Raw genomic sequence first — 25,082 nt, 5'->3', positions numbered from 1 at the left:
GGGCTCCTAAGGGCTTATCGTCGGTCGTACCAACACGTTTCGGATGAATGCCACCACCTGTGAGGCACCCGAACCGCCAGGATCCTGTTCGGGGTCGTAGATGGCGAGGCTGCCGCCGACGCACGACGCGGCCCCGGTGAACAGCGCCGAGACGAGATCGGTGAGCTGATCCCAGGTGAGTCCGCCGGGTTCGTCGTCGACGTCAGGCAGCCCCTGCGCGGGGAACTCGACCGGATCAAGGACGTCGAGGTCGATGTGCAGCCACCATTTGTCGACGTGATTCGACAGGTGCTCGATCGCCTGCCGTCCTGCCGCGAAAGAATCGTCGGCAACTTCGGCAAGCGGCGCCAGCCACACCCTGGAATCCGCGAGACTGCCGACGTTGAACTGCCGCCGCCAGTCATCGTCACGCGGACCGAGGATCGCCAGCTGCTCGGGCCGCAACGCAGGCAGGCGATCGCCGAGTTCACCGGTGAGCAGCCGACCGGTCAGCCCAAGCAGCAGCCCGATCTCGGCGTTGGCCGCCTCGCCGTCCTCGGAAACATCCAGCGGCATGGTGTCTTCGTGGCCGTCGATGAACACCAGTCCGACGTCGCCGACATGATCGCGCAGGCCCGTCACGATGCCGAGCAGCGTCGAGCAGTCGCCGCCGTAGACGAACGGGAATCGACCGGCGTTCACCACTTCTCCGACCTTGCGGTTGAGAGCGTCGGTCATGGCGAGCAGCGCCCGCTCGTTGACCAGGCTGGTCGTCGCGCCACGAGCCGGATCAGGTTCGGGCAGGACGAGATCCTCGTCGTCGATGACGTGGTGGTGGTCGAAGGCGTCGCGAAGACCCGCCGCGCGCAGCGCTTCTGCGGCGCGCGCTTGATGGCCGGGCCGTCCGTACCCGTCGAACGGCACCCCGATCAGTTCGATGTCTGCGATCTTCCCGCTCCTCGCGTCCGCGCCATGTCAGCCCTCGATGACCATTGCGCTGTCGCCCCTGCCGGTCAGCACCACGTCGCTTTCATCGTCGACGATCACTCCCCGAACATAGGTCGTGTAGGGCGTTGCTCCGTCGAAAATTCGGATACTGACGTCATCGCCGTCGACGAATCGCACCATTCGCCATTGGTCCTCGGTTCGGCGACCAACATGTTCTCGTCGACGCAAACGGCTCCTCGCTGCCACGCCGCGTGCACCTCGTGCGGGTTGCACGGGTATCAAACGAGTTCGATGCACTCGGCGATCGAGTCGAGCACCCGACCGGGTCGAAACGGATACCGTTCGATGTCGGCAACTGCGGTCGAACCGGTGAGCACCAAAACGGTGTCCAGTCCTGCCTCGATTCCCGCGACGACGTCGGTGTCCATCCGGTCGCCGACCATCATGGTGCTCTCCGAGTGGGCCTCGATGCGGTTGAGCGCGCTGCGGAACATCATCGGGTTGGGCTTGCCGACGAAATACGGTTCGCGGCCCGTCGCCTTGGTGATCATCGCCGCGACCGACCCGGTGGCGGGCAGCGGACCCTCCGCGGACGGCCCGCTCACGTCGGGATTCGTGGCGATGAACCGCGCGCCGCCGAGGATCAGCCTGATCGCCTTGGTGATCGCCGTGAACGAATATGTCCGCGTCTCGCCGAGCACGACGTAGTCGGGTTCGGTGTCGGTGAGCGTGTAGCCCACCTGGTGCAGCGGTGTGGTCAGTCCGGCCTCACCGATCACATAGGCCGACCCGCCCGGTAGTTGAGAATCGAGGAAGGCCGCGGTGGCCAGGCCGGAGGTCCAGATCGATTCCTCGGGCACCGTGAGTTCGGAGCGCTTCAGCCGGGCCGACAGGTCGCGCGGCGTGAAGATCGAGTTGTTGGTCAGCACCAGAAACGGCCGCTCCCGCTCGACCAGGCGCTGCAGGAACTCGGCGGCGCCGGGAAGCGCGTGTTCTTCGCGGACGAGCACGCCGTCCATGTCGGTGAGCCAGCACTTCGGTGTTGAGCGCACGCCCCCACCCTATGCTGACGCGCATGGGTGGGGCGTCATTACGACGAGCTACCGCTGCCGATGTGGCGGCGATCCGACGACTCGTCGCCGACGCGTACACCAAGTACGTCGAACGCATCGGCAGGTTGCCTGCGCCGATGACCGCCGACTACGCGGCGGCGCTCGAGCGTTCCCGGGTGTGGGTGCTCGACAGCGACGACGCCGTCGTCGGCGCGCTCGTGACCGAGGACCGGGCAGATCACTTGCTGTTGGAGATGATTGCTGTCGCGCCGGGCGCTCAGGGACGCGGTTACGGCAAGGTGCTGCTCGACCGCGCCGAACATGACGCGGCCGAACTCGGGCTGGCCGAGGTGCGGCTGTACACCAACGAGGCGATGACCGAGAACCTCACGTTCTATCCTCGGCACGGCTATCGCGAGACCGGCCGCGGGGTAGAATACGGCTTTCGACGCGTCTATTTCTCGAAAGCGTTGCACTGCAACGAGATCAGCGACTCTCAATAGAATCGTGGCCGATGCTCCTTGCCGGTTTCAGAGGATCTCGATTTGCATTCCCGTCGGTCGACCGCCGTTGATCTCGTTGAGATCCTGCGGACATGCCGAGAGGACGAACACGCAGTCAATGGCCGCGGCGAAGGTGATCGCGTCCCCGGGCCTGCTCGCGGCCGGTAACCAGCCGAGGTCCCCATCCTCCGTAACGGGGATCGACATGAACACGTTGACGGGCTGAGGCACGACGTCGGTATGAAATCCGCGTTGCTTCAGCGCGCTTCGTAAGTTGTTTGCACAGGAGGCGTGGTCTCCGACACCGAGTGTCCGATACCGTTCGGGATCGCACGCCGCGATCAACATGTCGTGAGTCCCTGGCTAGGTGTCCCCGATCAGCGTCAGAATCGGCCGACGCATATTGGTCACGAACGCTTCCCCGATCCGCGGAAACAGCCGACTCGTATGGGCGCGCGTATGCGATGCGCTGAGATGCTCGGACGGATCGTCGGCCGCGAAGGCGAAGACATCACCGACTTGGCCGCCTTCCACGTCCACCACGCGGACGTGCTGACCGGCGTGCAATGCGACCGCGCGGCCTTCGCGTGCCGGTACGGCGATGCTGCCGCTGGTGCCGTTGGTCATCCCCATGCCCTTCATCGAACTGTCCGATACGGCCACCATCGCCGAATTTTTCGGCGTCGACTAGCCCTGGGCAGGCAGCGCCACCGTGTCCGGGTCGTCCTTCGAGGTCCGTCGAGGCTGCGGCGGCAGGAAATGGTAGTCACCGCGCGGGTAGACCACCTGCGGCCACCAGAACCACCGGCCCAACAACGTCGCGATCGACGGCATCAGGAACGAGCGCACCACGAACGTGTCGACCAGCAGCCCGATCGCGATGGTCGAGCCCATCTGCGCCAGCACGATCAGCTTGCTGCCCATCATCGCCGCCATGGTGGCCGCGAACACCAGACCCGCTGACGTGACCACGCCCCCGGTGCCCGCCATCGAGCGGATGATGCCGGTCTTCAAGCCCGCGTGGATCTCATCTCTGAACCGCGAAACCAGCAGCAGGTTGTAGTCCGATCCGACGGCCAACAGGATGATGACCGACATCAGCATGACCAGCCACTGCACCTCGATGCCGAACAGGTCCTGCCAGAGCAGCACCGAGATGCCGAACGACGCGGCGATCGAGCTGGCGGCCGTGCCGACGATGACGAGCGCGGCCACTGCGCTTCTGGTCAGGATCAACATGATCATGAAGATCAGCGTCAGCGACGACACCACCGCGATCATCAAGTCGTACTTGGCGCCGTCGGCCATGTCCTTGTAGGTGGCCGCGACGCCCCCCAGGTAGATCTTCGCGTTCGACAGCGAGGACATCTTCAGGGCCTCTTGGGCGGATTTACGTTCGCCCTCCACCCGCTTGATGCCATCGACGGTCGCGGGGTCGCTCTCGTGCGTGATGAACATCCGGGCCGACTTGCCGTCCGGGGCAAGGAACATCACCAGGCCGCGTTTGAAGTCGGGGTTGTCGAACGCCTCAGGGGGAAGGAAGAACAGGTCGTCGTTCTTCGCCCCGTCGAAGGCCTGACCCATCGCGAGGGCGGTGTCGTTGGAGGCCTCCAACTGGTCGAGCAGGGCCTTCTGCGAGTTGTAGGACGCCAGCGACAGATCCCTGCTGGCCTTCATCGATGCGATCGTTTGCGGAAGCAGCGCGGTCAGTTTCGGCGCGAGGTCCGCCAACTTGTCGGTGTTGACCTGCACTGCCCCCGTCTGGTCGGTCACTTCGTCAATTCCGTCGAGGGACTCGAACAGCGACCTCGTCGCGGCGCACAGTGGAATGTCGAAACAGTGCGGCTCCCAATAGAAGTAGTTCCGGATCGGACGGAACTGATCATCGAAGTTGGCGATGTTGTCGCGAAGTTTCTCGGTGGTGGCAAGCAGATCCTGCGACTTGGCCGCCGAGTCCTGGGTCAGCTTGGTCTGCTCGAGCGAGAGCTGGTATTGCTGCTCCAGGATGTCGATGGAGCGGTTCGTCTCGTCGATTGTCTTGAGCTGATTGGCCAACTGATCCCGCTGAAACGGCAGGTTCATGTTGGTGGTCTGTCCCGAAATGCTCGTCTGGAACGGAATCGAGCTGTGCTGGATCGGAATCCCCAGCGGCCGGGTGATGCTCTGCACCATCGCGATGCCCTCGGTGTGCATGACATTGCTGGCAATCTTGTTCAACACGAGCATGTCGGCCGGGTTGCGCATGTCGTGGTCGGCCTCGACCATCAAGATGTCCGGGTTCATCCGCGCCTCGGTGAAATGCCGGTCGGCCGCCGCGAATCCGACGTTGGTTGGGGCGTCGGCGGGCAGGTAATAGCGGTCGTTGTACGCCGGTTTGTAGCCGGGGACGGCGACCAACCCGATCAGCACCACGAAACCACTGGCCACCAAAACCGGTGCCGGCCAGCGCACCACGATGGTTCCGACACGTCGCCAGAAGCGTCCTTTCGGCGGGCGCTTCCACTCGTAGAGACCGACCCGGCTGCCGAGGAAGAGCACGGCGGGTCCGAGCGTGACCGCGGAGGCCACCACCACGACCATGCCGATCGCGACGGGCGCGCCCATCGTGGAAAAGTACGGGAGCCGCGCGAAGCTCAGGCAGTACGTTGCCCCGGCGATCGTCAGTCCCGATCCCACGATCACCGGAGCGACCGACTTGAACGTGGTGTAGTAGGCGTCTTCTCGGTCGAGACCGGAGGCGCGCGCCTCGCGGTAGCGGCCGAATATGAAGATGCCGTAATCGGTTGCGGCCGCGATGGCGAGCATCGTCAGGATGTTTCCCGCGAACGTCGTGAGCCCGAACGCGCCATGCATGGCCAGTACCGAGATGACGCCCCGCGCGGTCAACAGCCCGATGAAGGTCAAGAACAGCTGGATCAGCGTGGTGACGATCGAGCGGTAGACGATCAGCAGCATCAACGCGATCGCCACAAGGGTGAACAAGGTGATCTGCGCAAGACTCGCGTTGCCGATCACGTGGAGGTCATCGGTGAGCGCTGCCGGGCCCGCGACGTAAGCCTGTACCCCCGGTGGCGCTTTCGTCTCCTCGATGACTTTGCGGACGGACTCCACGCCTTCATTCGCCAGCGTCTGGCCCTGCTCACCCGCGAGGTTGAGCATCACGTAGGAGGCCTTGCCGTCGGCGCTTTGTGCCCCGGCGGCGGTCAGGGTGTCACCCCAGAAGTCCTGAATGTGCTGGATGTGTACGGGATCCTGGCGCAGTTTGCGGATGATCTCGTCGTAGTAGGCGTGCGCGTCCGGGCCGAGGGGCTTCTGCCCCTCCACCACGACCATGATGGTGCTGTTGGAATCGAATTCCTTGAAGTTGGCGCCCATCCGCTTCATCGCGACCATCGACGGTGCATCCTCGGGCGCCATCGGCGCCGAGTGCAGTTCACCGACGATTTCGAGTTGCGGCGCAAGCACATTCACCAGAACCGCGACGACGACCCAGAACAGGATGATCGGCACCGCAAAGATCCGGAGGCTGTGCGCGAGCACGGGCCTCTTCTCGTGCCTGGCTGTCAGACCGGTCATGCGGACTTCACCAGGCAGTACGTCTGGGCGTTGATGCCATCGGCGGACTGTTCCTCACGAACTACTCCGTTCACGGTGACGCGGCAGCCAATCTGGTCGCCGTCGGTTCGCGCCATCAGGTTGGCACTCACCGTGGGCAACGTCGTCGACAGCGTGACCGACCACGGCAGCGACGCGGTCACCGAGTGCACGTTCGCGTCCGGGTCGAAGTAACTGATCTGGGCGGTGGTTCCAGGTGCGCCGTAGACGTCGTACACCATGACTTTCGGGTTGAATTGCACGATCTCGATGCCCGCGCCCGCGCCCGCGTTGAGGTCCTGGGACGCGAACATCTTGTGTAGCCGTGAAACCACCAGGCCCGACACCGCCAACACCACGATGAGAAGCAATGGGATCCAAGCACGTTTGAGCACGCGGCCCGCTGGAACAACTCTCACCCGAACACCTTTCGTGTCACCGCTGGATCCGCCGCAGTGTCATCTGCCGGGCAACCCGCATTCGCCGCCAGCCGATGAAGCGCGGGAAGCGCGACCCGTGCGGCAAGCCACAATGCGGACTCCTCCTCCGGTGTGAGCGTCGCCATCAATGCCTTCAGCCGTTGCCTGCGCAACCGCTTCCGATCGTTGAGTAGCGCCTGACCGTCCTCAGTTATTCCGATCAACGCGGCGCGCCCGTCGTCGGGATCTGCGAGCCTGGCCACCAAACCCAGCCGTTCGAGCCGCTGGATCAGCTGGGTCATCGACGGCTGGCTGACGCCTTCCCGCGTGGCCAGCGCGGTGAGCCGCACTGGCCCTTCCCGGCACACCCTGTTCAACACGAACGCGGCCGACGCACTCAACTCGGCGCGGTCGCTCAAGAACCGGGCGGTGAGATCCATGGCCTGGTCCAACAACTCGCCGACGCAGTCACCCGCGTCGTCCTCACCAGGCTGTTGTTGCACACGGTATCTATATCATGTGCCCTATATAGCGGCAATCCGTAGTGTCTGACAGGCGCTTCACAGGTAGCGATTCGTCCCGATGTCGACTTGGGTAACGCGGCAATCGATTCCGGAAAACTGCCAATGATGCTGTGCGACAGAGATTCTCGGGAGCAGCACGGAGACGCTCCCACTCCCTGGTGCATCGAGAAATTGAAGGTAGCGTCAAACTATATATCCCGGGTTATACAACACCGGGCGGTAGGTTCTGCTCATGCCTGACCGCACCGCTGGCCTCCGCGCCGCCGCAGCACACGCGGAATCGTTTCTCACCACCCTCGATGAGCGCCCGGTGGCCGCCCGTGCCGACGCGACGGCAGTCCGCGCCGCGCTCGGCGGACCACTGCCGGAACAGGGCGAAAGTGCTGGTGCCGTGATCGACGCGCTGGCCGCCGGCGCCGAGGCCGGCCTCGTGGCGACCGCGGGTCCCCGCCACTTCGGCTTCGTCATCGGCGGGGCACTGCCCGCCGCGCTGGCCGCCGACTGGCTGGTGTCAGCGTGGGACCAGAATGCCGCCTTCCATTCGCTGTCACCCGCCGCGGCCGCCATCGAGGAGATCACGTCGGCGTGGACACTCGACTTGCTCGGCCTTCCGCGCACGGCGAGCGTCGGTTTCGTCACCGGCGGGCAGGGCGCGAACACGACGTGTCTGGCCGCCGCCCGTAACGCCGTGTTGTCCCGCCACGGCTGGGATGTCGAGCGCGACGGGCTGATCGGCGCACCGACTGTTCACATCCTCTGCGGTGAGCAGGCGCACGCAACCATCTATACGGCGCTTCGCTTGCTGGGCCTTGGCGCGGAAACTGCGATCCGGGTGCCGGCCGACGGCCAAGGCCGGATGGATCCCGCGGCGTTGGTAGAAGCGTTGGCCGCCAACGACGGGCCTGCGATCGTCTGTGCGCAGGCGGGCAACGTCGCCACCGGCGCGTTCGACGCGTTCGGGCCGATCGCCGACGCATGCGTAAACCATGGCGCCTGGCTGCACGTCGACGGCGCGTTCGGTTTGTGGGCCGCCGCCGCGCCGGCTATCCGGACACTGACCGCCGACGTCGAGCGCGCGGACTCCTGGGCCGTCGACGCCCACAAGTGGCTCAATGTGCCCTACGACGGCGCGATGGCGATCGTCGCGGACCAGGACGCCCACGTCGCAGCGATGAGCCTGGCAGGGCCTTACCTGGTCGCCGATCCCGGCCAGCGCGACGGCACCAACTTCGTTCCGGAAAGCTCACGCCGGGCCAGGGCGGTGCCCATTTATGCGGCGATCAGATCATTGGGACGTGCCGGCATCGCGGAGATCGTGGAACGCAACTGTGCTCAAGCCCGCCGAATGGCCAACAGGCTCAGCACCATTCCCGGTGCCGCGGTGCTCAACGACGTTGTGCTGAACCAGGTGCTGGTCCGACTGCCAGGTGGCGACGATGCCAACCGCGCCGCCGTCGCGGCCATTCAGCACGACGGCACGTGTTGGCTGGGCGGAACCACCTGGAATGGCGAATACGTTCTGCGGCTGTCCATCTCGAATTGGGCGACCACGGACGACGACATCGACCGATCGGCAAGGGCGATCGCAGCGGCCGCGCAGCATTAGCGGGGCTCACCCAAGCCGGCGCGAGCAGACGCAAAGTTATGCTTTTTGTCGGCGTGTCGGGCGATTCTGCGTCTGCTCGCCGGCCTAGGTGACCGGCGTGAACGTGATGTACAGCTCGGCGAGGCCGCGCATGATGAACGTCGGTTCGTAGGTGTAACGGCGGTGATCGGTAGGTCCGTGATGTTCCTCGGAGACCGTGATGTCGGCCATCCGGTCCAGGATCCTGTTCAGCGAGATCCGGCCCTCCGCTCGCGCCAGCGGAGCGCCCGGACAGGAGTGCACCCCGCGGATGAATGCGATCTGCTCGCGCACGTTCGGCCGATCCGGATTGAAGACGTTGGGATCAACGAACTTTCGCTCATCGCGATTGCACGCGCCCGGCAACACCATGACGGTCGTACCCGCAGGCACCTTGACGTCCCCCACCGTCGTCGTGGTGCGGGCCATCCGGAAGTGCGACTTGACCGGGCTTTCCATCCGCAGCGTCTCTTCGAGGAAGGCCGGAATCTTGCTGCGGTCTTCACGTAGCGCCTTTTCGAAGTCGGGCTTCTCCCCGATGATCCGCACCGCCGAGCTGACCAGCTTCGTCGTCGTCTCGGTCCCGGCGGCGAACAGGAACGTCGACAGGTTCATCACGTCCTCGGTGTCCGGGGTCGACCCGTCCTCGTGTTTGGCCTGCGCCAGTTCGGTCAGCACGTCTGCCCGCGGTGTACGTCGTCGATCCTCGATGTAGCCGTAGAACTTCTCGTTCAGCCATTGCAGCGGGTTGTGAGTGGTCGGCGCCTCTTCACCCAGTTGACCGACGAGTTCGCCCGCGAAGACCGCGCGGAACTCTTCGTGGTCCTCGGCAGGCACACCGAGTAGGTCCGCAATGACCAGGAGGGAGAACGGCTTCGCGTAGCCCTCGAGAAATTCACACTGGCCGCGGTCGATGAATGTGTCGAGCTGCTGATCGGCCAATCGCCACATGAACTCCTCGTTCTCCTTGAGGCGCTTGGGCGTGATGAGCTTGTTCAACAGACTGCGCGTCCGGGTGTGCAGCGGCGGGTCCTGCGACGTGATGTGTTCGGCCATCGGAACCACGGCACGGTGCTCTTCGATCAGCTCCGTGACATCATCGCGGCCGTCGGGTCCGAACGGCATGCCGGAGAACGGGCCTGCGACGGAGTTACAGGACGAGAACGCCGGGTCCTTATACACCGCGAGCGCTTCCTGGTAACCCGTGACGGCCAGCACATTGAACGGCGTCGCATGCGCCACAGGACATTTCAACCGCAAGTGGTCGAAATACGGATACGGGTCGGCGACCAGCGACACGTCGGTGAAGTAGTCAACGCTGTCGAAATCGGTCATGACGCGGTCCCGGAGACCGGATCGAAGAGCACCGGTAGCGACGTCGGCGAACGGAATATCATGCCGCGGATGTGCGGGTCGTCGCCATCGGGGTCCAGTCGCAGTTTCGGCAGTCGGTCGATCAGAAGGTTCACCGCCGTTCGCATCTCGAGCCGGGCCAGGTGCATCCCGAGGCACACATGCACGCCGTGGCCCCAGCTGATGGGTACCTTCGCCTGCCGGAAAATGTCGAAGCGGTCGGGGTCGGGGTACCGGTCCTCCTGACGGTTGGCGGCCCCGAGCATCGGCATCACCGACGACCCCTGCGGAATCGGCACACCGGCAAGCTCGGTGTCCCGCGTCGCGACCCGAGTGATGTTGAGCAGCGGCGCATCCCAGCGCACCGCTTCCTCAACGGCCTGCGGTATCAGCGACCGGTCGGCCCGCACCGCGTCCAGCTGATCCTCGTTGGTCAAGAGGCCGAATAACAGGTTGCCAAGCGATCGGTACGTCGTCTCCACGCCGGCCGGGAGCAGCAGCCGGATGAACGAGTAGATGTCCTCGTCGTCCAACTTGTGCCCGTCGATCTCGGCCGCGGCGAGACTGCTGATCAGATCCTCGCGCGGCTCGGCACGCCGTTCGGCGAGAATGGGTTTGAAGTAGTCGACCAACGCCTGCGAGGCGGCCTTGCCGCGGTCCGGGTTGATGGTGAAGCTGAGCATCGAGATCGACCACCGCTGGAACTGTGGGAAGTCCTCCTCGGGCAGGCCGAGCAGCGCGGCGATGATGCGCGTGGGGTATGGGAAGGTGAATGTCTTGACCAGATCCGTTTTGCCGTCGGAAGCGAAACCGTCGATCAGCTCGTTGCCGATGCGACCGACGATCTGGTCTTCCCAGCGCGAGAGCGCCTTCTGGGTGAAGGCCTTGGTCACCAACGACCGCAACCTGCCGTGCACGGGTTCGTCCATACCGAGCATCACACCGTGACCGAGCACGTCACCGTAGGCCTGGATGACGATGCTCGACGAGTAGGTCTCGTTGTCCCGCAACATCGTCTGGATGTCCTCGTGCCGGTAGACGATGAACACAGGCTTGCCCTCCTCCCCCGGCATCGCGGACATGTCGATCCGCTGGATCGGCGTGTCCCGGCGCTGCTGCGCCAACTCCGGGTACGGGTCGCGAACGTTGCCCGACACGACGTCGTCGAATGCCCCGAAGTCCTCGAGGTCGTCAAACAGATCCGACATGCTGCTCCTATCTAGCTGGCGGGGTAGGCCACAGATTTCACCTCGGTGTACTGGTCGAAGCCTGCGACGCCGTTCTGGCGTCCGACTCCGCTGGCCTTGTAGCCGCCGAAGGGCGTGTCGGCGCCGTAGCCCGCGGTGCCGTTGAGGCCGATGAACCCGGCCCGCAACCGCTTGGCCACCGCCAGGGCGCGATCCACGGTGCCTGCCATGACGTTGCCGGCGAGCCCGTATGCGCTGTCATTCGCGATCCGGACGGCGTCGTCCTCGTCTTGGTAGGGAATGACTACGAGCACTGGGCCGAAGATCTCCTCCTGCGCGATCGTCATCGAGTTGTCGACGTCAGCGAAGAGCGTCGGCTTGACGTAATAGCCCTTGTCCAAACCGTCCGGCGGCTCCGCACCGCCGACCACGAGCCTGGCGCCCTCCTCGATGCCTTTTTCGATGTAACCGCGAACCCTGCTGCGCTGTCTATCGGAAATCACTGGCCCACAGATGATTCCGGGATCTTGCGGGTCGCCGGGCACGATGCCTTCGTAGATGCCTTTCAGAATCTCCACGCCCTCGTCGTAACGTGCGCGCGGCAGCAGCATCCGGGTGGGCATCGCACAGCCCTGCCCCGCGTGCATGCAGACCCCGATACCGATCATGCAGCCCATCGCGAAGTCGGCGTCTTCCAACACAATCGTCGCCGACTTGCCGCCGAGTTCAAGGAAGAGGCGCTTCATGGTCGCCGCGCCCTTTTCCATGATTCGCTTGCCGACGACGGTCGATCCCGTGAAGGAGATCAGGTCCACCTTCGGCGACAGCGTGAGCTCTTCACCGACGAAGTGGTCCGACGCGGTCACCACGTTCACCACGCCTGCCGGGATGTCGGTCTGCTCGGCGATCAACCGGCCCAGTCGGGTCGCGTTGTACGGCGTGCTGGGTGCCGGCTTCAACACGACGGTGTTTCCCGTGCCGAGTGCCTGACCGAGTTTCTGGATGGTGACCTCGAACGGAAAGTTCCATGGCACGATCGCGCCGACCACACCGGCCGGTTCACGCCACACCCTACGGGTGGTGTTGACCCCGGTGAGCGAGACCACCCTGTCGCCCAGCGATGTCTCCCAGGGGTATTCGTCGATCAGGCGGGCCGGATACTTGAGGCTGTCTTCCAGCGGGGCGTCCAATTGTGGGCCGAAGGTGACCGCACGGGGGCAGCCGACCTCGAGGATGAGCTCCTCACGCAACTCCTCCTTTTCGGCCTCGATCGCATCGTGCAGTTGCAGCAAGCAGCGCTGCCGGAAGGCGTGATTGGTCGCCCAGTCCGTCTCGTCGAATGCGCGGCGGGCGGCGTCGATGGCGCGGTGCATGTCGGCTCTCGACGCGTCGGCGACCTCGCCGAGCACCTTCTCGGTGGCCGGATTGATGTTGGTGAAGGTACCGGCCTCGCCGTCAACCAGCTTGCCGTCGATCATCATCTTTCGCTCGAACGCGACGTCAGGCATGCTTCTCGCTTTCTCGCAGCGCGCCGAAGCGCGGAATTCCCATCGTCAGCCGGGTCATGTGGTGCAGGCCCGCGGCAGGAAGTAATCGGTTGGCGATCAACAGCATTCGGGCATCGGAGCCGACTGGGGTCCGCACGAACGGGACCGAGCCTTCGAGCGCCTTGGCCAGGCCGACGGCGAACTTGTCCGGCGACTTTGCCACCAGCTTCATCATCGCCCTGCCCCGCTTGTCCATCGTGCGGTGATGCGCGGCATAAGGACCGTCGAGTTCGCGGGTATCCGTGGTGCCCGCGTCGGTGATGATGTCGGTGTCATACGTCCCTGTGACCAGGATGGTGACACCGATACCGAACGGGGCGACCTCGGCGGCCATCGCCTCGCCCCACTTTTCGAGCGCCCCCTTGACAGCGGAATATGGTGCGGTCGCAGGCATTCCGCGGACACCAGCGGCGCTCGAGATGAGCACGATGCGGCCCTGGCCTGCTTGCCGCATGCCAGGAAGCAGCGCCTTGGTGAGTGCCACTGGACCGAAGATGTTCGTCGCGAACATCCTCTCCCACACGCGCAGAGGAGTCTCCTCGATCATCCCCGCGGCCGAGATGCCGCCATTGTGCACAACCGCATACGGCGCGCCGATCGCTTCGTCGATCGATTTGGCGGCGGCGGTCACCGACGCGTAGTCGGTGAGGTCCAATGCCACGCCGATCAGGCGTGGGTCGCCGGCTTGCGCGCCGGTCCTCTCGCGCAGGCGGTCCATTCCCGCGTCGACGGACCGCATCGCGGCCACCACCCGCCAGCCTTGTTTGTACAGATGACACGCGGACGCGAATCCGAGCCCCCTCGAGGCTCCGGTGATGACCACGCTGCGAGATTCAGCCATTGGTGCTTTCCGATGCGCATCGATTGCTCTTCGAGCCGAGCTCGACGTCGGTGTTGCGGAACGGGCCCTGCTGCCAGGTGGACCACTTTCCTACCGAATACGGCCCTTCGACTCCGTTCGCCCTGTAATACCCCTGCGGATCATAAACTTTCGCCTCGGGATAGGGCCACGGGCAGGCGACCGACGTGGCCAGACCGCTGGCCTTGATGGCCCAGAACCAGCCTCCGTACACGAAGTAGGACACGTTGATGATCGCGAACATCACCAGAAAGGTGCCCAGGACCGGCTTCGCCGGAAACAGCTTGGCTTTCGCGGCCAGCTTCTCCGCCACCGACTTACCCGTGTCGTCGCGATAGACGAGGATGGCCGCCGGGATCATCACGAAGGTCACCGACAGCGACTCCCAGATCAGCGGGAACTGGAAGGTGCTGCCGGGGAACAACGTTCCGAACGGAATTGCTTGCGAGTAGATGTACAGCCCTGTCCGCACCAAGCTGATTTCCAGGATGGCGTCGAAGACGAAGCCGATCACCAGCACAAGGGCGCCCAAGCTGATCAGCGGGTGGCGCGAGACGAACGCCTCGGGCCCGCGCTTGGCCTGGAGCCTGCGCAGGATCCAGATCCCAGGGAAATACGGCCCGAAGTAGAACAAGACGTATCCGAACACGATGAACGGTTCAACGGTCGGCGACATCATGATCAGCAGCCAGTTTTCCGGCCAGTGCAGCAGCATCGGGTTGTACACCGCGTACGGCGACCAGTTCATGATCGGGTCCTGCCACACGATCAGCGTCGTGCACAGGACCATCAGCAGCACCGGACTGCCGGGGTTCTTTCGCCACCCGCGGATGAAGGCGACGGTGAACACCACGACGATGATCACCGCCCCCACCTGCGGGATGACCTGCCAGTGATCGAACGATGTCAGGAATCCGACTGGGCGGGGGCGTCCCTCGACGTTCGGGTTGGCCACCCGCGGATCGACGTCGGTGCGCCCGACCGCGGCGAACAACCCGAGGAAGCCAAGCCAGGCGAGTAGCGCGATCACCCGACCCCAGTTGCGGCCGGTGCGCGCGCCCGAGGACGCCGTATCAGTCCCCACCGGTTTCGATTGCTGCGTGGTCACGTCATTCCTCCCCGAAGCGATCGACCAAGTGAGAGTTGACCCCGTCCGGGTCAAGCGTCCTTGCCACCAGATAGCCGGAACCCATCCACGCCCGCCGGGTCCACTTGCCAAGCGACACACGGGTTCCCGGTGCACCCGAAGCAGCGGGCATCATCTTGACCCGCTCCAATGCCTCCTTGACGCCACGTGGACTGAGTGGATGAGCGTCGGAGAAGGCGCGTGCCAACGTGGCCGCGACATCGTGGTTCACCACTGAGACGCAATATTCTGGACGATTGCCGCCGTACCTCTTCGCATACCGGTCCAGCCAGGCCTGGCCGATGGGGTTGTGCTCGTCGTACTGGTCGACGCCGATCCAGCCGAGAAATGCCTTCCACATGATCGGATTCACCCATGCGTTCTGGAAAGCCGTGGTGGTGAATCGCGGCGGATCCCAACCGACCGCCTCGAGGGCAGGGTTGATGAACACGATGCCGAAACCAAACCCGAGGTGCACGATCGCCTGCGCTTTGGCCTCGTAGAGGCTGCTGACCGCTTTGTTGATGTCCTGAGCCGTCTGCGCGATAGCAGATTCCGCGACGATGCGAATCCCCTTGCGGGCACATGCCGTTCGGAGATTTTGCAGGTAGCTCTCGCCGATCAGGTTCTGTTCGACCAGCACACCGATTTCATCGAGGCCACGCTTCGCCACCAGGTCGGTCAGGAAGATCGGCTCGTCGGTCATCGACCCCTGAGGGAAGGCGAATGTCCATTCACCGAGCCAGTCGTCGGTGCCGGTGACGCTGATCGCGGGCACCTTGAACCGCTCCTCGATGGCCTCGCGAACCGGGACGCAGTTGTCGGTGATGTTGGGACCGAAAACCACGAGGCAACCCTCATCGACGAGTTCGCCGTAAGCGTCGATCACCGCCTTGACAGAACCCTTGGGCAGGCCCTCCACCTCGCGGTAGATCATCTGCACCGGGCGGTCCATCACGCCTTGAGCGAGTGCCTCCTCGAAGACGAGTTCGAAGGTCTGGGTGAACGAGGCCAGCAGTTCCTCGGGGAATCCGGGCGGTAGCGTGAAGTCCATCAGGTAGCCGACTTTGATCGGTTCGGCTGTGCTCTCGTAGGACATCCGGCCTCCGTGGTTGTGCGATGCGTCAATCAGTGGGTGACTCGGCGGGCAGATACACGTCGATCATCTCGACGAGACCACGGGTCACGGTGGAATCGTCAGTGAGCGGGCCTGCGATGGCGGCGCGGGCGGCGGCGCGAGGAGTCAGGCCCTCCGCGATCAGTTGGCCCGCGGCAATCAACACGCGCGTCGACGCCACCTCTCGCAGGCCACCGGTTTCCAGCCTGCGGATGGCCTGTCCGAGTCGAACCAACTCGGCGGCGCGTTCGTGGCCGATGCCTGCCTCGTTGACGAGGATCTTCTCCTCGACATCAGGTGTGGGATAGGTGAAGTCGATGGCGACCATCCGCTGCCGGGTCGAGTCCTTGAGATCCTTCAGCACACTCTGGTAACCGGGGTTGTAGGACACCACGAGGCAGAAGCCGGGTGCCGCATCGAGCGTCTCTCCCAATCGCTCGATCGGAAGTTGCCGTCGGTGGTCGGACAGGGGGTGCAGCACCACCGTGGTGTCTTGACGGGCCTCAACGACCTCGTCGAGATAGCAGATCGCGCCCTCGCGCACCGCGCGTGTCAGTGGACCGTCGACCCATTGCGTGTCGCCGCCGCGCAGTAGAAAACGCCCCACGAGGTCGGCGGTGGTCAGATCGTCGTGGCACGAAACAGTGATGAGCGGGCGGTCCAGATCGTGGGCCATCGCCTCGACGAACCGCGTCTTGCCGCACCCGGTCGGGCCTTTGAGTGCGATGGACAGTCCCTGCCGGTAGGCGGCCTTGAACACCTGCTCCTCGTTGGCCACTGGCACGTAGTACGGGCGCGGCGACTTCACCGGCATGGCGTCCTCTCTACACGCTTGGTTTCGTTGCACACTAGCGCGGAACAGATGTTTGGTTCAAGACTGACGGTCTCATAACACCCTGCGGCGCAAGTCCGCCGTGCGCAGTGCACCACGAAACAGCGGTCCGATCACATCGGCCAGCTGCCGCGGCTTGGGAATCGACGCGTGTGCAGCGCTGCCGAAGACCTTGCCAAGCTCGCCGCTGTCGGTGGCAGCGCCGATCGTCAGGCACAGGCAACCGATTCCGTGGCGACGCGCCTCGCTGAGCGCACGCCGTGCGTCGGCGGCACCGTAGTCACGTTCGTATCCGTGGTCGTAGGCCAGCCCGTCGGACAGCACGACCAGCAGCCGACGCGACGTGCCCGCCTTTTCCCTGATGATCGACGTGCCATGGCGGATCGCGGCACCCAACCGTGAGTACGAGCCGGGGACCAGGCTGCCCAACCGCCGCATCACCAGCGCGTCAAGGCTGTCATCGAACCGCTTGATCGGCAGCACGTGCACGGCGGAGCGGCCCTGCGACTGGTAGGCGTACAGCGCGACTCGATCGCCGAGTTCGTGCAACGCAACGGTGAGTGCAGCGGCGGTGTCTCGTTGTTGCTCGTGCACCGTTTGACCGAAAGTTCCTGCCTCAGAGGTAGATCCAGAGATATCAAGCAGAACGAGCACTGCCAGGTCACGACGCCGGCGCAGGCTCTCGAGGTACACGGCTTCGTCGGGGACTGATCCGGCGAGCAATTCCACCCGCGCCTCGACCGCCGCATCGATGTCGATGTCGTCGCCCTGCGCCTGACGGTGACAGCGATCCAGCCCGATGCCGAGCCGGGTCAGCGGACGGCGAAGTGCGTGGACGTCGGGGTGCTTCACCGGATGTCCATCCAGCGGGGCATCCGTCTCGTCGACCGTGCACCAGTCGTGCTTGTAACGTTTGCGGTGCACGTCCCACTCCGGGTACTTCCTGCCCTCACTCCCATCACCGGCATCGTCGAGCTCAGGTGGCGGCGCCGAGGTCGACGTCACCATCCCGGCGCCTCGAATACCGTTGTGCGAGCGATGCGTTGGCGTGTCCGCGCCAGGAGGCCCGCCGCCACTGAGCTGCCTGACCCTGCTCAACAAGCCCTGCAACAGTTTTCCGATCGCGCCACCGCCGCCGACCGGGCTGGAGAACGGATCCTGGTAACCGTCGTCGGCACCGTCCACCTCGTCGTCGAGTTCCGCGAGATCCTTCGCGGGGTTGCGGCGCGCGTGGTGGGTCCCGTCGCCGTCGGTTCGGGCGACCCCGGCATGCGCGGCAATTAGATTGCGGGGCTTGATGACACCGAAGCTGGCAGGCGGATCGGCGATCAGCTTCCCGCGTGCGAGTTCCAGCGATTCGGCGGGTGAATCGGTCCGCATAGCGAGGTTCAGATCGATCATCGATCGCACGGGGTACGGCAGCAGATCTTCGTTCGCCGACAGCGCGCGCTGCCCCTCGACCGCGAGATATCGCCTGGCCAGGGCCCGGCGCCTGACCAGCTCCCGCGCCACGTCGGGTTGCAGTCCCCCGCTGGCCAGCAGCGATGCCTGCACAGTCAACGACTCGAGTTGAGCCCGCGCATCCGCCGCGGCGTCGAGGTAAACGGTGACACCGTCGGTCCACGCCGGTTCCCCCGGCGCCGCGGGCGCCACCGCGACCGTGCGGCCTGCCAGCGCAGACGCCAGCAACGACAGCCGCTGCGGGCCGTCGCGCTCCTCGATCGTTCTCAGGCCGTCCACCGGCCCCTCATTCCTTTGACCAAATATCTGTTCCAACGTAGAGTCCGGCACCATCGCCCGTCAATCACCGGAGGGGACATGATCGAGTTCGCCGAGCAGGTCGCGGTGGTCACGGGCGCGGGCCGCGGGTTGGGCCGCGAATACGCACTCGAATTGGCAAGGCGCGGAGCCTCGGTCGTGGTGAACGACCTCGGTGGCTCGATGGCCGGCGATGGTGCCGACGCCAGCGTGGCACAACTGGTCGTCGACGAGATCACCGGCGAGGGGGGCGTTGCGGTGGCGTCCCACCACTCCGTCGACAGCGCGGAAGGCGGTCAGGCAATCGTGCAGACCGCACTCGACAGCTTCGGCCGCCTCGACTCGGTGGTGAGCAACGCGGGCGTTTTCACCAGCGTGCCGTTCGACGAGCTGTCCGCGGACGACTGGAACCGGATGTTGCGCGTGCATCTTGACGGTGGCTTCTATCTGGCCCAACCCGCCTATCGGGTGATGAAAGCCCAGGGCTACGGGCGCTTCGTGTTCATCGCCTCGTCGGCGGGCATGTTCGGTCAACACCTCGAAGCGCATTACGCCGCAGCAAAGGCCGGTCTTGTGGGTCTGACGAACGTCATCGCACTCGAAGGCGAACCTCACGGAATCTCCGCCAACACCGTGCTGCCGTTCGGCATCTCCCGAATGGTCACCGAAACGGTCGGCGACCCGAAACTGCTCGAAGAAAGCGGATTCTTCAAGGCGATCCGTCCAGAACTGGTGGCGCCGCTTGTGGTGTTCCTTGCCAGCCGTGCCTGCACGTTCAGCCACCAGAATTTCTCGGCGTGCGCGGGCCGGTTCGCGCGGGTGTTCGTCGGTCTCGGGCAGGGCTGGCTGGCGGATCCAGACAGCAACCCCACCGCCGACGACGTCGCGGCGCATATCGCGGAAATCTCTGCAACGCAACCTTTTACCGTTCCCGGGTCGATCTACGAAGAGGTCTTCTCCGTGACCGAGCGGCTCGGGATCCTCGCGTGACCATCGACCAGCTGCTGACCACGACGCGGTCGGCACGAAAAACTCTCGATCTCGACGCTCCACTCGATCGAAGCGATCTCATGGAGTGCCTGTGACGACACTTCACCTGGCACACGAGAAAGCCGTCCGCGATCTACTCGGCATCCCCGATACGTACTGCAAGGCTGCCTGCTTCCCGTCGGTCGGCTACGCTCCGGCGTGACGTTCATCCCGGCCGCCCGTCGCCCCATCGAAGAAGTCGTCGCAATCGATAGCTGGGAAGTCGGCACACCGTGAACGACAGCCTGCAGGATTTGCTCGACCACATCGCTGGTCCATGACTCCCCCGCGCAACCCTTCTACCGGCGCATACCACCGCTGGGAAGGGCTGTGCCGGCACCCCGTTCTGGTAGCGTCAACCAAATATTGGGTCGGTTGGACCACACCGATGGACGGGAGCCTGAGCTTGGAGGCGCTGTGGGGCGTGGCCGGATGACGCCGAAATCCGACCTCGCCGCCCACGCCGGGCATTCGTATGACGACGGCAGCCGTCGCACCGAAATCCTGCAGACCGCAGCAACGTTGATCGCCAGTTCGGGACTACGTACCCCACTGCAAGAAATCGCGGAGGCGGCAGGCATCCTGCCGGGCAGCCTGTATCACCACTTCGAATCGAAGGAAGCCATTCTCGTCGAGCTGCTTCGGCGCTACCACGCCGATCTCGACCGGATCGCCCAGCGGGCGCAGGACAGGTTGGATGACCCTACTGCACTTTCGGCCTTCGACCGCATCGTCGACCTCGGTTCAGCGATCGCCCAATGCGCGGTGACCCATGGCGCCGCCATGCAGATGACCTTCTATGAGGGACCGACATCCAACCCGGAACTGACGGCGCTGGCCCAGCAACGGCCCACTGCCGTATTGCAGGCGATGGTGCAGACACTGCGGGCCGCCAGGTGGAGCGGCTATCTGCGGACCGACGTCGACCTGCCCGTTCTGGCCGACCGGATCGTCCAGACGATGTTGCAGGTCGGCCTCGACGTCATTCGCTCCAACGCGACCGCGCCGAAAGCCGCCACGCTGCTTTGCCGCATCCTGCTCGAGGGTCTGGCCACCGCCCCGCCCACCGACGAAAAGCTCGACGCCTCAAAGGCGTTCATTGCCGCCGATGACGTCGTGCGGTCCTGGGATGACAGCGACGACAAGGGTGACGACAGGGGCGCGCACATCCGCGCGGTGGCACGGGCGGAATTTGGTCGTAAAGGGTACGAGGTCACCACGATTCGAGACATCGCCGCGGCGGCAGGCCTCGGCACGGGCACCGTCTACCGGTTGATCGGTTCGAAGGAGGAGTTGCTCGCCTCCATCATGCAGTCCTTCGGCGAGAAGGTGGCGCTCGGCTGGACCAACGTGTTGCGCTCGGAGTCGTCGCCCATCGAAAAGCTGGACGCATTGTCCTGGGTGAACACCAATGTGTTGGACCGATTCGGGGACGAATTTCGGATCCAATTGGCGTGGATGCGGCAGTCGCCGCCTGACACGCCGAATATCGGCTGGCTGTTCTCCAAGCGGGTGAAGCAGATGAAAACGCTTCTGGCCGAGGGAATCAAGTCAGGCGAGATCACCGTCGACAGCGCATCGAATGAAATGCTGGCGAGGTCGGTCATCGGCGTCGGGTGGATCCCGGAGAACATCCTGCACGCCCTTGGCACTCGGGCGTCGCTGATCCACGTCCGCGACACGACGCTGCGCGGCGTCATCGTCCGCGGCACCTAACTACGCGAATGGTGACGGGCGGCTTGCCTCACCGGGCACGCGTGAGATGCCCGGCCGACCGCGTGAAGATCACAGCGACGGCAACCTGAAATTTGGTCGGGTCTGCTCGCGCCGACGTCGCATCGGCCCGGCCCAGCCCGCTGGCGCCCTCGGCTACCGGAGTGAAGAACGTTCGCCACCATCCGCGCGGCAACACTGCGCGGTTCCGTCGCCCTGCCCTTGGCGATTCCCCGCGGCGCATTCAGCAGCTGTGCCGCAACGCCTACTCGGGCAGCCGCAGCTCGGGCTTCTCGACCTCTTCGATGTTCACGTCCTTGAACGTGATCACCCGAACCTGTTTGACGAACCGAGCAGGCCGATACATGTCCCACACCCAGGCGTCGGCCAGCCGCAATTCGAAGTAGACCTCGCCATCGGAGTTGCGCGGCACCAGCTCCACGCTGTTGGCCAGGTAGAACCGCCGCTCGGTCTCAACGACGTAGCTGAACTGCCCGACGATGTCCTTGTATTCGCGGTAGAGCGAGAGCTCCATCTCGGTTTCGTATTTCTCGAGATCTTCGGCACTCATCTACTCAGCTGTCCTTCATGTCGTTCTCGTCTCATCTTCCCCTACCCGAGTTGGCTCTGGTGCTCGGGTTCCCAGTCGAGCGCGTCATCCGGCACCAGTTCACCTTCGACCGCCACCAGACGCCGCACATTGATGAACGAGTACCGGTGCTGGCTGCACGGTCCCAGTTCGGCCAGTGCGGCGCTGTGCGCCGGGGTGCTGTAGCCCTTGTGATCGGCGAACCCGTAGCCGGGGTGCTCGGCTTCCATCTTCACCATCAGCCGGTCCCGACTCACCTTGGCCAGCACGCTGGCCGCCGCGATACAGGCCGCTGCGGCGTCACCACCGACAACTGGCAGCGACGGCACCGGGAGGCCGGGCACCCGAAAACCGTCCGAGAGCACGTAACCGGGCCGGACCGACAGGCCGGCCACTGCTCTGCGCATGCCTTCGATGTTCGCGACGTGCACCCCGCGCCGGTCGACTTCATCCGAAGGAATGAACACCACGTGGTACGCCAAAGCGTAGCGGCGGATCAGCGGGAACAGTCGCTCGCGTTCCTTCTCGTGCAGCTTTTTGGAGTCGTCGAGCGCCGAGAGGCTTTCCAACCGGTTTGGCCCCAGCACACAAGCCGCCACCACCAACGGGCCTGCACATGCACCGCGGCCGACTTCGTCGACACCCGCCACCGGACCCAGGCCGCCGCGGTACAGCGCGGACTCCAGAGTGCGCAGGCCCGACGACTTCCGGATCACTGTCCGAGGAGGCCATGTCGCCGGCAAGAGCTCAGGCCCTCTTCTCTTCGCGAAAGCGGCTCATCGGGCTCCCTACGGCGATTGAGTCTGCGGGTTCACCGCATGGACTCCACCCCACCGCGCCGGCGGCCAGGCGATGAACCGCGCCTTTCCGATGACATTGTCTACCGGCACCGTGCCTGGCGTCGGGTCGGCCGTGCAGATGAGGCCCTGCTGCGCCGCCTCGGGTGTATTGCCGCAGTGCGCACGGGAATCGGCCGAGTGCGTCCGATTGTCGCCCATCACCCACAACCTGCCCTCTGGCACGTGCACAGGCCCGAATTCGGGGCCCAGACAAGGGTAGATCTTGGGGTCGGCCATCATCGTCGTCGGATCGAGGTAGGGCTCGTCGAGCCGCTTGCCGTCGACGGTCAGTCCGGTGTCGGCCCGGCACTGCACCGTTTGCCCGCCCACCGCGATGACGCGTTTGACCAGATCGTTCTCGTCGGGCGGCACGAAGCCGATGAACGACAGCGTGTTTTGCACGTAACGAACGGCGGTGTTCTTGGAGCGGATCGACTTGTAGCCGATGTTCCAGTTGGGCGGACCCTTGAACACGATCACATCGCCGGGCTCCGGTGTCCCGAACCGGTAGGTGAGCTTGTCCACCATGATCCGGTCGCCGGTGCACCCCGCGCAGCCGTGCAGCGTGGGCTCCATCGATTCCGAAGGGATCAGGTAGGGCCGCGCGACGAACGTCAGCATGACGTAGTAGAGGACCACCGCGATGGTGATCAGGATGGCCGCTTCGCGCAGCGCGCCCCGCTTCTTGGGTTCTTCCGTTGTTTCGTCGGTGACCGATTGGGCGGTCTCGGGCGAAGGATCAGAAGACGAGTCCTGAGGATCCGTAGCGTCGGTCACCGGATCAGAGTAGCCAGCGCGATGCTCGCCGCCGCGCTCGTCGCTTTCCAAGGATCAGACTCCGATGCGCGAAGTCAGCGCTTCTCCTTGATCTTGGCCTTCTTGCCACGCAGCTCGCGCAGGTAGTACAGCTTCGCGCGGCGGACGTCACCGCGGGTGACGACGTCGATGTGGTCGATGTTGGGCGAATGCACCGGGAAGGTGCGCTCGACGCCGACGCCGTAGCTTTCCTTGCGCACGGTGAAGGTCTCGCGGACGCCGCCGCCCTGCCGGCGCAGCACCACACCCTTGAAGACCTGGATGCGTTCCTTGGACCCCTCGATGACCTTGACGTGCACGTTGAGGGTGTCGCCGGGGCCGAAATCCGGGATGTCGTCGCGCAGCGACGTCTGATCGACGAAGTCCAGCGTGTTCATCGGTGACACTTCCTTGTTGTTGGCGGCCGCGGGCGCCTGCGCCACAATGTGACGTGTTGCCGAGCCGGTCTGTCGGGCGTATCTGGGGCGTCTCGCAGCGGGCGAAGTGGGCCAGCGCAGACAACTGCTCAATTGTGCCAGATCGGCTGCATCTGACGAAATCGAGTGAAAACCGTCGTCGGCCGGCGCTCCGAAACGCCAAGGCGGTCTAACCACACGTCGGTTGCTTTGAACGGCTAGGCTACAGACACCGGCAGGGTGGTGGGCGAACCCGATTTCCAGGTTAAACACGCGAGGGAGGACCATGCGAGGGCGGCCGCCGAAACTGGTAACGGCGACCGCTGCTGTCGTCGTCGCGGTCCCCCTGCTGGCTGGTTGCGAAGCGAAGGTCTACGGCGACACTCCCGCGCCTGCCGCGCCGCAGTTGACGGTCGTCGCTCCGATGGGGACCAAGGCGCCGATTCCGGAGTCCCCGCCCGACGAGCCCGCCGCGGCGTTCGCCGGCTTGGGTGACCGGATCCAGCGGGCCACCGCCGAGGCGTCGACAGCCGGCGCCGACGTCTCGATCACCGTCCTCGACCGCAACACCGGGCAGGTGCTGTCCAACGGCAACACCGAGGGGATGCCGATCGCCTCGGTGGTCAAGCTGTTCATCGCCGACGACCTGCTGTTGCAGGAGGCGCACGGACAGACTCAGCTGTCCCCCAGCGACCGCCAAGCGTTCGACGCGATGTTGCGGTCCTCCGACGACAGCGCGGCCGAAGTCTTCTGGAACCGCAGTGGCGGCAGCGCGATCATCTCCCGGGTGACCGCGCGGTACGGGTTGGGGGCGACCTCGACGCCGTACAACGGCCGCTGGTTCAACACCTTGAGCACCACCGGTGACCTCGTTCAGTACTACGACAAGTTGCTGTCCGGCAAAGGCGGGTTGCCGCCGGAGCGGGCCAATCTCATCATGGCCAACCTCGCGGCATCGACGCCGACGGCGCCCGACGGCACCCAGCCCGGCGGGTTCTATCCCCAGCGATTCGGTATCCCCGAGGGCCTGTACGCCGAGCCGGTGGCGGTCAAGCAGGGCTGGTTCTGCTGTTGGAACGGTGGCAATTGGGTGCACTGGTCGACCGGCGTGGTCGGGCCCGACCGTCGCTATGTGGTGGCGATCGCCTCGATGCAGCCCGCCGACGACGTCACCGCGCGCAACACCATCACCCAGGCCGTGAAGACGATGTTCCCCGGCGGCCGAATCTAACCGTGATTTGTGTGCGTTCACGAGCGCTCAGCGCGCTTATCTGCGCAC

At 64.8% G+C, this 25,082-nt stretch carries 23 protein-coding genes and 2 pseudogenes; 6 read left to right on the top strand and 19 right to left on the bottom strand.

Going from position 1 to position 25,082, the window contains the following annotated elements:
• Positions 1 to 6 precede the first annotated feature (6 nt).
• The 3 genes from ACGFK1_RS02805 to ACGFK1_RS02795 all read right to left on the bottom strand — a co-directional run bounded on the left by ACGFK1_RS02805 (position 7) and on the right by ACGFK1_RS02795 (position 1,979).
• On the bottom strand, positions 7 to 918 hold the full coding sequence (locus tag ACGFK1_RS02805; protein ID WP_393426313.1) for an arginase family protein: 912 nt from the start codon (positions 916 to 918) through the stop codon (positions 7 to 9).
• 36 nt (positions 919 to 954) lie between these two features.
• Positions 955 to 1,107, bottom strand: a complete 153-nt coding sequence (locus ACGFK1_RS02800) for a hypothetical protein (RefSeq protein WP_393425221.1) — start codon at positions 1,105 to 1,107, stop codon at positions 955 to 957.
• Between the two features lie 98 nt (positions 1,108 to 1,205).
• Positions 1,206 to 1,979, bottom strand: coding sequence for an HAD-IIA family hydrolase (locus ACGFK1_RS02795; RefSeq protein ID WP_393425218.1), 774 nt, complete (start codon positions 1,977 to 1,979; stop codon positions 1,206 to 1,208).
• A 23-nt stretch (positions 1,980 to 2,002) separates the two neighbouring features.
• On the opposite strand from ACGFK1_RS02795, the gene ACGFK1_RS02790 reads away from it, so the two are divergent.
• On the top strand, positions 2,003 to 2,482 hold the full coding sequence (locus tag ACGFK1_RS02790; protein ID WP_393425215.1) for a GNAT family N-acetyltransferase: 480 nt from the start codon (positions 2,003 to 2,005) through the stop codon (positions 2,480 to 2,482).
• Between the two features lie 27 nt (positions 2,483 to 2,509).
• Here the strand turns inward: ACGFK1_RS02790 and ACGFK1_RS02785 are convergent.
• From ACGFK1_RS02785 to ACGFK1_RS02770, 4 genes and pseudogenes are all read right to left on the bottom strand, one after another.
• Positions 2,510 to 3,109: pseudogene (locus ACGFK1_RS02785) on the bottom strand (DUF1989 domain-containing protein).
• Positions 3,110 to 3,169: 60 nt separating this feature from the next.
• Complete coding sequence (locus tag ACGFK1_RS02780) at positions 3,170 to 6,058, bottom strand: RND family transporter (RefSeq protein ID WP_393425212.1); 2,889 nt, start codon at positions 6,056 to 6,058, stop codon at positions 3,170 to 3,172.
• A complete protein-coding gene (locus ACGFK1_RS02775) occupies positions 6,055 to 6,495 on the bottom strand; it encodes an MmpS family transport accessory protein (protein WP_393425209.1) in 441 nt (146 codons plus the stop codon). Before ACGFK1_RS02775 ends, ACGFK1_RS02780 begins: the two co-directional genes overlap by 4 nt.
• Positions 6,492 to 6,998: a MarR family winged helix-turn-helix transcriptional regulator gene (locus ACGFK1_RS02770; RefSeq protein ID WP_393425206.1), complete on the bottom strand. Its 507-nt coding sequence runs from the start codon at positions 6,996 to 6,998 to the stop codon at positions 6,492 to 6,494. Before ACGFK1_RS02770 ends, ACGFK1_RS02775 begins: the two co-directional genes overlap by 4 nt.
• A gap of 253 nt (positions 6,999 to 7,251) precedes the next feature.
• Between ACGFK1_RS02770 and ACGFK1_RS02765 the strand changes: the two genes are divergently transcribed.
• The gene (locus ACGFK1_RS02765) at positions 7,252 to 8,625 is read left to right on the top strand and encodes a pyridoxal phosphate-dependent decarboxylase family protein (RefSeq protein ID WP_393425203.1); all 1,374 of its coding nucleotides are present in this window, start codon (positions 7,252 to 7,254) and stop codon (positions 8,623 to 8,625) included.
• Between the two features lie 84 nt (positions 8,626 to 8,709).
• Here ACGFK1_RS02765 and ACGFK1_RS02760 read toward each other — a convergent pair whose 3' ends face one another.
• The 8 genes from ACGFK1_RS02760 to ACGFK1_RS02725 form a co-directional block, all read right to left on the bottom strand.
• Entirely contained in the window at positions 8,710 to 9,978 is a 1,269-nt protein-coding gene (locus ACGFK1_RS02760) for a cytochrome P450 (protein ID WP_393425200.1), read from the bottom strand.
• The gene (locus tag ACGFK1_RS02755; RefSeq protein ID WP_393425197.1) at positions 9,975 to 11,204 is read right to left on the bottom strand and encodes a cytochrome P450; all 1,230 of its coding nucleotides are present in this window, start codon (positions 11,202 to 11,204) and stop codon (positions 9,975 to 9,977) included. Before ACGFK1_RS02755 ends, ACGFK1_RS02760 begins: the two co-directional genes overlap by 4 nt.
• 11 nt (positions 11,205 to 11,215) lie before the next feature.
• Positions 11,216 to 12,691 (bottom strand): aldehyde dehydrogenase family protein, encoded by a 1,476-nt coding sequence (locus tag ACGFK1_RS02750; protein WP_393425194.1) that lies wholly within the window; start codon positions 12,689 to 12,691, stop codon positions 11,216 to 11,218.
• Positions 12,684 to 13,571: an SDR family oxidoreductase gene (locus ACGFK1_RS02745; protein WP_393425191.1), complete on the bottom strand. Its 888-nt coding sequence runs from the start codon at positions 13,569 to 13,571 to the stop codon at positions 12,684 to 12,686. The genes ACGFK1_RS02750 and ACGFK1_RS02745 overlap by 8 nt, the downstream gene beginning before the upstream one ends.
• Positions 13,564 to 14,697: a spirocyclase AveC family protein gene (locus ACGFK1_RS02740; protein ID WP_393425188.1), complete on the bottom strand. Its 1,134-nt coding sequence runs from the start codon at positions 14,695 to 14,697 to the stop codon at positions 13,564 to 13,566. The genes ACGFK1_RS02745 and ACGFK1_RS02740 overlap by 8 nt, the downstream gene beginning before the upstream one ends.
• A gap of 1 nt (position 14,698) precedes the next feature.
• Complete coding sequence (locus ACGFK1_RS02735; RefSeq protein ID WP_393425185.1) at positions 14,699 to 15,814, bottom strand: ABC transporter substrate-binding protein; 1,116 nt, start codon at positions 15,812 to 15,814, stop codon at positions 14,699 to 14,701.
• A gap of 25 nt (positions 15,815 to 15,839) precedes the next feature.
• Positions 15,840 to 16,646, bottom strand: coding sequence for a CbbQ/NirQ/NorQ/GpvN family protein (locus ACGFK1_RS02730; RefSeq protein ID WP_393425182.1), 807 nt, complete (start codon positions 16,644 to 16,646; stop codon positions 15,840 to 15,842).
• A gap of 72 nt (positions 16,647 to 16,718) precedes the next feature.
• The gene (locus tag ACGFK1_RS02725) at positions 16,719 to 18,458 is read right to left on the bottom strand and encodes a nitric oxide reductase activation protein NorD (RefSeq protein ID WP_393425179.1); all 1,740 of its coding nucleotides are present in this window, start codon (positions 18,456 to 18,458) and stop codon (positions 16,719 to 16,721) included.
• A 24-nt stretch (positions 18,459 to 18,482) separates the two neighbouring features.
• Between ACGFK1_RS02725 and ACGFK1_RS02720 the strand changes: the two genes are divergently transcribed.
• From ACGFK1_RS02720 to ACGFK1_RS02710, 3 genes and pseudogenes are all read left to right on the top strand, one after another.
• Positions 18,483 to 19,412 carry an SDR family NAD(P)-dependent oxidoreductase gene (locus ACGFK1_RS02720; protein ID WP_393425176.1) on the top strand — a complete coding sequence of 310 codons (930 nt, stop codon included), beginning with the start codon at positions 18,483 to 18,485 and terminating at the stop codon, positions 19,410 to 19,412.
• An 88-nt stretch (positions 19,413 to 19,500) separates the two neighbouring features.
• Positions 19,501 to 19,688 (top strand): annotated as a pseudogene (locus ACGFK1_RS02715) (nitroreductase); the annotation flags it as partial.
• Positions 19,689 to 19,883: 195 nt separating this feature from the next.
• On the top strand, positions 19,884 to 21,167 hold the full coding sequence (locus tag ACGFK1_RS02710) for a TetR/AcrR family transcriptional regulator (RefSeq protein WP_393425173.1): 1,284 nt from the start codon (positions 19,884 to 19,886) through the stop codon (positions 21,165 to 21,167).
• Positions 21,168 to 21,429: 262 nt separating this feature from the next.
• Here ACGFK1_RS02710 and ACGFK1_RS02705 read toward each other — a convergent pair whose 3' ends face one another.
• The 4 genes from ACGFK1_RS02705 to rplS form a co-directional block, all read right to left on the bottom strand.
• Positions 21,430 to 21,735, bottom strand: coding sequence for a DUF2469 domain-containing protein (locus tag ACGFK1_RS02705; RefSeq protein ID WP_064398671.1), 306 nt, complete (start codon positions 21,733 to 21,735; stop codon positions 21,430 to 21,432).
• A gap of 41 nt (positions 21,736 to 21,776) precedes the next feature.
• Positions 21,777 to 22,496 carry a ribonuclease HII gene (locus ACGFK1_RS02700; protein ID WP_393425170.1) on the bottom strand — a complete coding sequence of 240 codons (720 nt, stop codon included), beginning with the start codon at positions 22,494 to 22,496 and terminating at the stop codon, positions 21,777 to 21,779.
• A gap of 45 nt (positions 22,497 to 22,541) precedes the next feature.
• The gene (lepB, locus tag ACGFK1_RS02695; RefSeq protein ID WP_393425167.1) at positions 22,542 to 23,369 is read right to left on the bottom strand and encodes a signal peptidase I; all 828 of its coding nucleotides are present in this window, start codon (positions 23,367 to 23,369) and stop codon (positions 22,542 to 22,544) included.
• A gap of 74 nt (positions 23,370 to 23,443) precedes the next feature.
• Positions 23,444 to 23,785, bottom strand: coding sequence for a 50S ribosomal protein L19 (rplS, locus tag ACGFK1_RS02690; protein ID WP_393426310.1), 342 nt, complete (start codon positions 23,783 to 23,785; stop codon positions 23,444 to 23,446).
• Positions 23,786 to 24,089: 304 nt separating this feature from the next.
• Between rplS and ACGFK1_RS02685 the strand changes: the two genes are divergently transcribed.
• Entirely contained in the window at positions 24,090 to 25,034 is a 945-nt protein-coding gene (locus ACGFK1_RS02685) for a hypothetical protein (RefSeq protein ID WP_393425164.1), read from the top strand.
• Positions 25,035 to 25,082: the final 48 nt, after the last annotated feature.

Origin of the sequence: Mycobacterium sp. NPDC048908 (assembly GCF_043197955.1) — a bacterium.
Taxonomy (GTDB): domain Bacteria; phylum Actinomycetota; class Actinomycetes; order Mycobacteriales; family Mycobacteriaceae; genus Mycobacterium.
This window is presented reverse-complemented; position numbering and strand designations above follow the sequence as displayed.

Excerpts from the sequence above, each read along its gene's own strand:
- ACGFK1_RS02800 (WP_393425221.1), bottom strand. The coding sequence starts at position 1,107 with ATGGTGCGATTCGTCGACGGCGATGACGTCAGTATCCGAATTTTCGAC.
- ACGFK1_RS02790 (WP_393425215.1), top strand. The coding sequence starts at position 2,003 with ATGGGTGGGGCGTCATTACGACGAGCTACCGCTGCCGATGTGGCGGCG.
- ACGFK1_RS02780 (WP_393425212.1), bottom strand. The coding sequence starts at position 6,058 with ATGACCGGTCTGACAGCCAGGCACGAGAAGAGGCCCGTGCTCGCGCAC.
- ACGFK1_RS02765 (WP_393425203.1), top strand. The coding sequence starts at position 7,252 with ATGCCTGACCGCACCGCTGGCCTCCGCGCCGCCGCAGCACACGCGGAA.
- ACGFK1_RS02760 (WP_393425200.1), bottom strand. The coding sequence starts at position 9,978 with ATGACCGATTTCGACAGCGTTGACTACTTCACCGACGTGTCGCTGGTC.
- ACGFK1_RS02755 (WP_393425197.1), bottom strand. The coding sequence starts at position 11,204 with ATGTCGGATCTGTTTGACGACCTCGAGGACTTCGGGGCATTCGACGAC.
- ACGFK1_RS02750 (WP_393425194.1), bottom strand. The coding sequence starts at position 12,691 with ATGCCTGACGTCGCGTTCGAGCGAAAGATGATGATCGACGGCAAGCTG.
- ACGFK1_RS02745 (WP_393425191.1), bottom strand. The coding sequence starts at position 13,571 with ATGGCTGAATCTCGCAGCGTGGTCATCACCGGAGCCTCGAGGGGGCTC.
- ACGFK1_RS02735 (WP_393425185.1), bottom strand. The coding sequence starts at position 15,814 with ATGTCCTACGAGAGCACAGCCGAACCGATCAAAGTCGGCTACCTGATG.
- ACGFK1_RS02730 (WP_393425182.1), bottom strand. The coding sequence starts at position 16,646 with ATGCCGGTGAAGTCGCCGCGCCCGTACTACGTGCCAGTGGCCAACGAG.
- ACGFK1_RS02725 (WP_393425179.1), bottom strand. The coding sequence starts at position 18,458 with ATGGTGCCGGACTCTACGTTGGAACAGATATTTGGTCAAAGGAATGAG.
- ACGFK1_RS02720 (WP_393425176.1), top strand. The coding sequence starts at position 18,483 with ATGATCGAGTTCGCCGAGCAGGTCGCGGTGGTCACGGGCGCGGGCCGC.
- ACGFK1_RS02710 (WP_393425173.1), top strand. The coding sequence starts at position 19,884 with ATGACGCCGAAATCCGACCTCGCCGCCCACGCCGGGCATTCGTATGAC.
- ACGFK1_RS02705 (WP_064398671.1), bottom strand. The coding sequence starts at position 21,735 with ATGAGTGCCGAAGATCTCGAGAAATACGAAACCGAGATGGAGCTCTCG.
- rplS (WP_393426310.1), bottom strand. The coding sequence starts at position 23,785 with ATGAACACGCTGGACTTCGTCGATCAGACGTCGCTGCGCGACGACATC.
- ACGFK1_RS02685 (WP_393425164.1), top strand. The coding sequence starts at position 24,090 with ATGCGAGGGCGGCCGCCGAAACTGGTAACGGCGACCGCTGCTGTCGTC.